The organism is Candidatus Albibeggiatoa sp. nov. BB20 (assembly GCA_016744725.1).
Classification (GTDB): domain Bacteria; phylum Pseudomonadota; class Gammaproteobacteria; order Beggiatoales; family Beggiatoaceae; genus Albibeggiatoa.
This window is the reverse complement of record JADGDW010000172.1, coordinates 1-8,942: the sequence shown is the minus strand read 5'-3', so window position 1 is coordinate 8,942 and position 8,942 is coordinate 1. Positions and strand designations below refer to the sequence as shown.

The 8,942-nt window shown below is 36.5% G+C and carries 6 protein-coding genes; 3 read left to right on the top strand and 3 right to left on the bottom strand.

Annotation, left to right across the window (positions count from 1 at the left end; translation table 11 throughout):
- Positions 1 to 511 precede the first annotated feature (511 nt).
- Complete coding sequence (locus ABXH34_RS15780) at positions 512 to 907, top strand: response regulator (RefSeq protein ID WP_353572849.1); 396 nt, start codon at positions 512 to 514, stop codon at positions 905 to 907.
- A complete protein-coding gene (locus tag ABXH34_RS15775; protein ID WP_353572848.1) occupies positions 904 to 2,973 on the top strand; it encodes a PAS domain S-box protein in 2,070 nt (689 codons plus the stop codon). Before ABXH34_RS15780 ends, ABXH34_RS15775 begins: the two co-directional genes overlap by 4 nt.
- Here the strand turns inward: ABXH34_RS15775 and ABXH34_RS15770 are convergent.
- Together ABXH34_RS15770 and ABXH34_RS15765 are read right to left on the bottom strand one after the other, a co-directional pair.
- A complete protein-coding gene (locus tag ABXH34_RS15770) occupies positions 2,970 to 3,422 on the bottom strand; it encodes an urease accessory protein UreE (protein ID WP_353572847.1) in 453 nt (150 codons plus the stop codon). The genes ABXH34_RS15775 and ABXH34_RS15770 overlap by 4 nt on opposite strands.
- 82 nt (positions 3,423 to 3,504) lie before the next feature.
- Complete coding sequence (locus ABXH34_RS15765) at positions 3,505 to 5,001, bottom strand: DegT/DnrJ/EryC1/StrS family aminotransferase (protein WP_353572846.1); 1,497 nt, start codon at positions 4,999 to 5,001, stop codon at positions 3,505 to 3,507.
- A gap of 456 nt (positions 5,002 to 5,457) precedes the next feature.
- Here ABXH34_RS15765 and ABXH34_RS15760 point away from each other — a divergent pair, with 456 nt between their 5' ends.
- Positions 5,458 to 6,204, top strand: coding sequence for an NINE protein (locus tag ABXH34_RS15760; RefSeq protein ID WP_353572845.1), 747 nt, complete (start codon positions 5,458 to 5,460; stop codon positions 6,202 to 6,204).
- A 187-nt stretch (positions 6,205 to 6,391) separates the two neighbouring features.
- Here the strand turns inward: ABXH34_RS15760 and ABXH34_RS15755 are convergent, their stop codons facing one another.
- Positions 6,392 to 8,863, bottom strand: coding sequence for a glycogen/starch/alpha-glucan phosphorylase (locus ABXH34_RS15755; protein WP_353572844.1), 2,472 nt, complete (start codon positions 8,861 to 8,863; stop codon positions 6,392 to 6,394).
- Between the last annotated feature and the right edge of the window lie 79 nt (positions 8,864 to 8,942).

The window sequence follows — 8,942 nt, the reverse complement described above, 5'->3', positions numbered from 1 at the left end:
GTATAGAATAAAGCATGTATAAAAATATTTCTATTGTTAATAAGTGTTTTTGATTTTTAACCGATGATGTGCTGGGATTATAAAAATATTCAGGTTTAACTAAATCGAAAAAGATATTGTTTTCTTATAATACAAATTGAACATAATTTAAAATGCTCTTTTATGACCCAGTTTGCTTATGTATGAAATACTAAGTTCTTAAAAATATACCTACAATATTAAGTTGTGATTTTAGAGTTTATATCTAATAAAATAGTAGTTGGGATTCTATAATAGACAGTGCATTTTTTTAATAGAAAAGCCTAGAACAGAGCTGATACATTAGATAAATGTGTCTAAATTTGCACCTTAACATTCTAATTACATGATAAAATGTAGTAATAATAATTTTTATGACTTCAATAATAGGCTGTGGATTTTGCATAGTCTTTGAGTTAAGAAAAACACTAATGAAAATCATTGTTTTACTTACTATAAATGATAAAGTGAAGTCATTGCGAGGAAAAAGGTTATGTCAAAATCTGCCATTCTCTGTGTAGACGATGAACCTGTTGTTTTAGACAGCTTAAAAATTCAGCTAAAAAATGAGTTTAATGATACATATTTGTATGAATTTGCCGAAAGTGCCGACGAAGCACTGGAGGTCGTTGAAGAATTACATGACGAAAATATTAGTATATTGGTTATTGTGTCTGACTGGTTGATGCCGGGGATGAAAGGTGATGAATTCTTAATTCAAGTGCACCATCGTTTTCCTCAAATTGTCAAAGTGATGCTCACGGGGCAAGCTGATAATTCTGCGATTAAACGTGCACAAGTTGAAGCTAATTTGCACCGTTGTTTGTACAAACCTTGGGATGGTAAAGAGCTGATTGAAACCATTAAAGCAGGTTTAGCAAAATTATGAGCAAACCCGTAATCGTCTGTGTAGATGACGAATATACTATTTTAGATAGTTTGAAAATAGAGCTGAAAAAGGCTTTAAGTAATGACTATTTGATAGAAACGGCTGAAGATGGTGAAGAAGCAATTGAATTAATTGAAGATTTAATCGAAGAACAGTCTGATATCCCTCTGATTATTTCTGATTACCTCATGCCTAATATGAAAGGAGATGAGGTACTCAAAGAAATACATCGTTTATCTCCCAAAACACTCAAAATCATGTTGACAGGCCAAGCTGATATTAATGCGGTTGGTAATGCAATTAAACATGCTAATTTATATCGCTATATTTCTAAGCCTTGGGAAGCTGAAGATTTACGTTTAACGGTTAAAGAAGCCATTTATAGTTATCAACAAGAAAAAGTCGTTTCAGAACAACACCAAGCACTTGAAGAGCTGAATCATGAACAAGCAGAGCTGATTCAAAAACTACAAATCAGTGAAGCCCAAACCCGTGCGATTGTGCTTGCCGCCGCAGATGGGATTATTACGGTTAATACACAAGGTGTGATTGAAATGGTGAACCCAGCATTAGAGCTGATGTTTGGGTATACGCAAAAGGAACTGGTCGGGCAAAATGTGTCTATTTTAATGCCTTTAATAACTGCCCAGCAGCATGATGGTTATTTAGAAAATTATATTAAAACGGGCAAAAAGCATATCATTGATAATACCAGAGAATTAGAAGGTCAGCGTAAAAATGGGGATACTTTTCCTTTAGAATTATCCGTGCGAGAGGCACATTTAGGGACAAGGCAGCTATTTGTCGGTATCTTGCATGATATTAGCGAACGAAAACAAGCAGAAGCCATTTTACGTTTAACCCAGCATTCTGTGAATTATGCGGCTGATAGTATTTTGTGGATAAATCAAACAGGGCAAATATTATATGCCAATGATTCGGCCGCCCATAGCCTTGACTATTCTCAAGATGAATTATTAACTAAAAATATCAGTGATATAGATATTAATACCACTGAGGATATTTGGCAAGAGTATTGGGATAACCTAGTTGAGCAAGGTAGTTTTTCATTTGAGTCGCAACATGAGGCAAAAGATGGTCGAATTTTCCCAGTAGAAAAAACCCTGAACTATTTAGAATATGATAATAAAGCCTATGCTTTTGCCTTTGCGCGTGATATTACCGAGCGTAAACAAGCTGAAGAAGAACGTTTAAAAGCCGCTTATGAAATATTTCAACTCAATAAATCTTATGAGCGATTCGTCCCCAGCGCATTTTTAAGTTTGTTAGATAAATCCAGTATCATTGATGTAGAACTAGGCGATCAAGTTAAAAAAGAAATGACTGTCTTATTTTCTGATATTCGTGGATTTACCCCATTATCAGAACAAATGTCGCCTAAAGAAGTATTTGATTTTATAAATATTTATCTCAGCCGCATGGAGCCTATCATTTTAGAGCATCAAGGGGTTATTGATAAATATATCGGTGATGCGATTATGGCACTGTTTCCTAAAAATGCGGATGACGCAATACAAGGTTCGGTGCAAATGTTAAAAACCTTAGTCGAACACAATAAACGCCTTCAGGCCGATGATTTACCAGAAATTCAAATTGGGATTGGTTTGAATACAGGCCCATTAATTTTGGGTACTATTGGTGGTGAGAATCGAATGGAAGGAACGGTGATTGCTGATGCAGTGAACTTAGCCGCCCGAGTCGAAAGTTTGACAAAGGTGTATGGTACGCCATTATTGATTACTGAATATACTCACGTAAAATTAGCAGATCCCAATCAATACCATATTCGAGTCATTGACGCGGCACAGGTAAAAGGTAAATCTTATGAAGTCACCGTCTATGAAATTTATGATGCGGATTCGCCTGAAACTATAAAACTGAAAGATCAAACCTTAGAAGATTTTGAAACAGGCTTTTTGTTTTATCATATTGGAAAATTTGAATATGCGCAGCTTTTGTTTCAAAACGTGTTAGAAATCAATCCTCAAGATAAAGCCGCCCAAGTCTATATCCAGCGCATTGAGCAGCATTTGGGCCGCTGTTAGAACTTACGATTGGTTTGTACTTGCATTGGGATAGGTTCAAACATTGCTTCAACTTCAGTCACCTCAAAATTAAATTGCTCCATAATCTGGGTTGCGCGGTCATTATCTTGGTAAAGTAAGGCATTTTCTATAATTTGAGCTGGAATATGGCGTAAACCTAAATAATAACAAGCATACTGTAATTGTAGAGTCACTTTGGATTTAGCTTGATATACAGACTCAATCGCAGGCTTGACCTCAATAATTAAGTCATCTTCACTTCTTAAAAAATCACCACCATACAAACGTGTACCTTGTGGTAAAGCCAAAATTACGTCTTCTTTATTATCTAAATAATTACGCTGAGTGTGTTTAATCCTCAACTGATAAGGTAATGTCAGCGTTGAATAAATATCAGGGGCTTGTCGTTGAATTCTTTCTCGAATATAAATAATTCTATGGCCTGCCATCGGCATAAACTCCATGAGCCAATCGGTGATCGCTAAATTGCATTATAGTCAAAACCTACAATGAAAAAATGACTACTATTGCTTAAATATTTTTTTTCAAGGTGTTAATAATCTCATCTTGCGTTTCTTGTGCCAAGTAAGCGTGCATGGGTAAATTTAATACTTTAGAGGCTGCATTTTCTGCATTAGGAAAGTCTCCTTCTTTGTAACCTAAATAGGCAAGTGCTGGATGGAGATGCAATGCTTGTTTATAACATGCTCCTGTTGTGATGCCCTCATTTTTTAATAATTGTTGTACTTCATCACGTTTATCAACCTCAATTGTATAATATGCGTAGACATTGGTCATATCGGGTGCAATATAAGGAATTTTAACCAATTCGACTAAATTTTCATGATAATGTTGTGCAATATGTTGCCGAGCCTGAATCTCATGTGGAAAAATATTGAGTCTTGCAAGTAACATGCTGGCTTGAATGCTATTCATGCCGTTATCCATGCCCAATACCATGCTTTCTGTTTCAAAATGCCGTAATTGGCTCAATTTAACCGCTAATTCTGTATCATTGGTAAAACAAGCGCCACCGTGTCCATAACCGCCAAGCGGGTGAGTCGGGGCAAAATTAGTACAACTGATTAAACCCAACTGTCCTGAAGGTCGCTCTCGATAACTTGCGCCAAAACTACAACTAGCATCTTCAATAACAGGAATTTTATGCTGGTTTGCAAGATGGTTAATCACATCAAAATCAGCACATTGCCCATAAATATTAACGGGGATAATGGCTTTTATTTTATCGCTTAAAATATGATTCAGGGCTTCTGGATTTAAATTATAAGTCTCAGGATCAATATCGACAAAAACGGGTATTGCGCCCAAAGCAAGAATGGCTTTTAACACAGTTGGAGGTGCAAAAGGAGTGGTGGCAATTTCATCTTCTGGCTCAGCCCCTATCGCCTGTAAAGCTAATAATAAGGCATCATGACCACTGGCTGTTGCAATACAGTATTTGCTATTCACAAATTGACTCAGAGCCTGTTCTAACTGCATAACACTACTACCTAAAACATACTCACCTTGTTTTAATACATGAAACAGATTTGCTTCTAATTCATTGCGCACCAAAAGTTGAGAGGTTTCTAAATCAAATAAGGTTTTATCATCCATCTCATATTCATATTCGGCTAACATCGCGTAAACAAACTCATGATCGCCCGCCTCAATATCATCAGGTAAACATTCAAAATCGGCTTGCTGTGTCCAAATAATCGTACTACCGGGTAAAGTGGCTGCATCTAAACTGAGCAAGGCTTGAGTTCTATTACTGCAATCATCAGGCATTTGTGTCCAATGTAGCGCGAGAGAAGAAAGCAATTGTGTTTCTTGTAATAGCTCATTTAAAGATTGATGTTGGTTCGGAAATATACGTTGTTCAAGAATAGGTAATAAACTGCAAGGAATCCAGAATCTGATAGGTAGAGATTTTTTTAAACGAGTAAAAGCGTGCTGTGTATCATTTGTAGACAAAGACAACAAATCTAAAATAATCTCCGCATCTAAGACAACATTCAGGCTCATAGGGTTCAATACTCTGGTCAGTTTTAGAAACTCAATCCTTTACGCTTCCCGTTATTTTACGCATATTACGCACCAATTGCGAATGTAGAGCATTTCAATCTAAAAATAAGGGTTTAATATTCATCAGCTTTAGAATTTCCTTTTTCTTCACAATTATAGTTGATTTTAATTTATTGAATTTTCATTCCTAATTTACATTATCTCAAGTAAAAATTGATCGGCAGATGTTATTAAATTGGATCATGAGTTTTTATGAATTTCATAAAATATGGAATAAATATGAGATTAGGCCGTCTTTAAAACATGAGTTATTTTTATTGTTTTAATATGATTAATTAAGATATTATATAGAAATTACATAAATAAATTTTATGCTAAGTTATTAAATCATCAATTCTGTCCAAAGGCTACTTGGATATGAAACAACCAGTTTATTATTTTTAGGAATATTACAAAATGGATAACCCATATACAGCCCCACAAAATCAAGCAACGGTAATTTGCCCAGACTGTGGAGAAACTATCAATAAGAAAGCCGAAATTTGTCCTAAATGTGGAGTACGCCAACATCATCGTTCAGATCATCCAGCAAACAAAATAACTTTACTATTGCTTACTTTCTTTCTAGGCGGAATAGGCATTCACCGCTTTTATATAGGTAGCTATTTGCTCGGCACTATTTATATGCTTTTCTTTTGGACAGGTATTCCAGGGTTAATCGCATTAATTGAGTTTATTGTATTTATTTTTATGAGTGGCGATAAAATAGAGGAAAAGTATGAAGCAAAAGGTCGTGTTGCTGGCGTGATGACTATCATATTTTTTGTGTCCATTTTTGTTCTTGGTATTTTAGCAGCGGTTTCAATTCCAGCTTATACAGATTATTTGCAACGTACAAAGGTGGCAGAAGCTATTACTCTTTTGGATGGATTAAAAACACCCGCAGAAGAATATATAAATAGTTACAGTAGATTCCCTTCATCAGTAGAAGAGTTGGGAGGAAAAAACCAAGGTCAATATACACAAGCAATCACATCTTATCCTGATAGCTTATATTTTGAGGCAGTAATGAATCAAGATGAGTCAGCTATTGGAGGCAAAACGGTTAGATTAACTTATGACGCTGTCTCAAGAATATGGAAATGTTCAGCAGAAGGTGCAAACGCGCTTGATTCGATCTATTTACCTTCTACATGTAAATAAACATCACATAATTAAGGTTTTGTTCTAATATCTCAATGGGTGCAATGTAAAACCCTCAACAATACTTACAAACCAAAGTTACCCACTATAATTAAAAAATCAGTTACTTATAAGCAGTTAATAATTTAATTGTGATGTGTAACTTCAGTTTGTAAAGTCTGGCTTTTTTGCAAGATTTACCATATTGTTAGAACTTAACAGGACTCACTTGCCAAATTTGCTCAGCATATTCCTTAATGGTGCGGTCAGAGGAAAATTTACCCATCCGTGCTACATTCAATATAGCCCGTTTTGTCCATTCTGCAGGCTGGCGATAAGTTGCTTCAATACTTTGCTGACAACCAATATAATCCGCATAATCCGCTAATAGCATATAACGATCACCATATTCGGTTAAAGCATCAGTAATGGATTTAAAACGTTCAGGTTCTTCAGGACTAAAATAACCCATCGCAATCATATCCAATACCTGTTTTAATTCGCCATTGCCGTGATAGTAATCCCAAGGATTGTAACCATGCCAGCGTTTTTCTTCGACTTGTGCTGTCGTCATACCAAAGATAAAAATATTCTCATCACCCACTTCTTCCTTAATCTCAATATTTGCCCCATCTAATGTACCAATCGTCAGTGCACCGTTTAATGCCAGTTTCATATTGCCTGTGCCTGAGGCTTCCATGCCTGCAGTTGAAATTTGTTGTGATAAATCAGCCGCTGGGATGATTTTCTGGGCGGTAGATACATCATAATTGGGGATAAAAATCACTTTGAGCCGATCAGCAACAACAGGATCGTTATTAACAAAATCCGCCACATCATTGATGAGTTTAATCACTAATTTTGCCATCACATAAGCAGGTGCAGCTTTACCCGCAAAAATCACCACCCGTGGCACAACATCCAATTCAGGATTGTGTCGAATTCGATTGTATAAAGTTACCACATGCAACAAGTTTAAAAGCTGGCGTTTATACTCATGAATCCGTTTAATTTGCACATCAAACATCGCATTGGGATTGATTTTAATTTTGGTGGAATATTCAATATAAGTGGCTAAACGATGTTTATTCGCCAGTTTTACTGCTTGAAATGCTTGTTGAAAATCAACATCTTCAGCCAGTGGTGCAAGTTGCTGTAATTTTTCTAAATCGTGAGTCCAATCCGTACCAATGGTGCTTTTCAGTAATTGGGTTAAATCTTGATTGGCTTCTTGTAACCAACGACGCGGGGTAATTCCATTGGTTTTATTGATAATTTTGTCTGGAAAATACTGGTCAAAATCAGCAAATAAATGACTTTTGATTAGCTGAGTGTGCAGCGCGGCAACCCCATTCACTTTGTGACTGCCCACAACTCCTAATTGTCCCATACGCACATGTTTTTCACCTTCTTCTCCAATGATTGACATGCGGGATAATTTATCCATATCACCGGGATGTTTATGGCTGACTTCATGCAGGAATAAATGATTGATTTGATAAATAATTTGCAAATGGCGTGGCAATAAACGTTCAAGCAAACGCACTGGCCATGTTTCCAACGCCTCAGGTAATAACGTGTGATTGGTATAAGCAAAGACCCGCTGGCAAATTTTCCAAGCATCATCCCATTCCAAACGATGTTTATCCAATAAAATCCGCATCAATTCTGGAATTGCTAAATTAGGATGAGTGTCATTGAGTTGGATCGCGATTTTATTTGGTAGCTCTCTAATATCACTATGTGCGCTGAGAAACCGACGCATAATATCTTGTAATGAAGATGACACAAAAAAGTATTCTTGGCGTAAACGTAACTCACGCCCCATTTCGGTGCTGTCATCTGGATATAAGACTTTGGATAAATTTTCCGACCAGTTTTTAACTTTTACCGCTTCAAAATAATCGCCTTTATTAAATGAGCTTAAATCTAAATCACGCGAAGCTTTAGCTGCCCATAAACGCAAATTATTCACCGTATGCGTGCCATAACCGGGAACCAAAATATCATAGGCCATGGCCATCACGTCTTCACTTTCTTGCCAATGAAAACCCGCTCGTCCATATTCATCAACATACTCATTGACATGCCCGCCAAAGTCGACTTTAAATAATACTTCTGGGCGGGTATATTCCCAAGGATTGCCATAACGTAACCAACTGTCAGGCTGTTCAATTTGATAGCCATTTTTAATCCGTTGGTAAAACATACCGTATTCATAACGAATGCCATAACCATATCCGGGTAAACTCAAGGTTGCCATTGAATCTAAAAAGCACGCAGCTAAACGTCCCAAACCACCGTTACCAAGGGCTGGATCAGGCTCAATTTCACAAATACACTCTTCATTAACATTTAAGTTGTTTAAAGCCTCGCGCACTCCATCATAAATGCCTAGATTCATCATGCTATTGGTGAGTAAACGTCCCATCAAAAATTCTAATGATAAATAATAAATACGCTTACTGTCTTGCTCATAGCAGGCTTTTGCACTTTCAATCCAACGCTCTGCCAAATAATCACGCACGGTAAACGCCACCGCAAAAAACCAATCACGCTCAGTTGCATTACTGCGTTCTTTGGCAACGGTATGGGTGAGATGATTCAAGATATCATTTTGAATTGTTGGAACATCATACTTAAGCAAAATTGGTGTAATTGCTTTTTTAGGTTTCATCATAAGCTCCTCCCAGAGGTGTTAAATTATTGTAGCTTATTCAAGTTCCACGTCTATGAATAATTGGGGATATAAAAAAGAC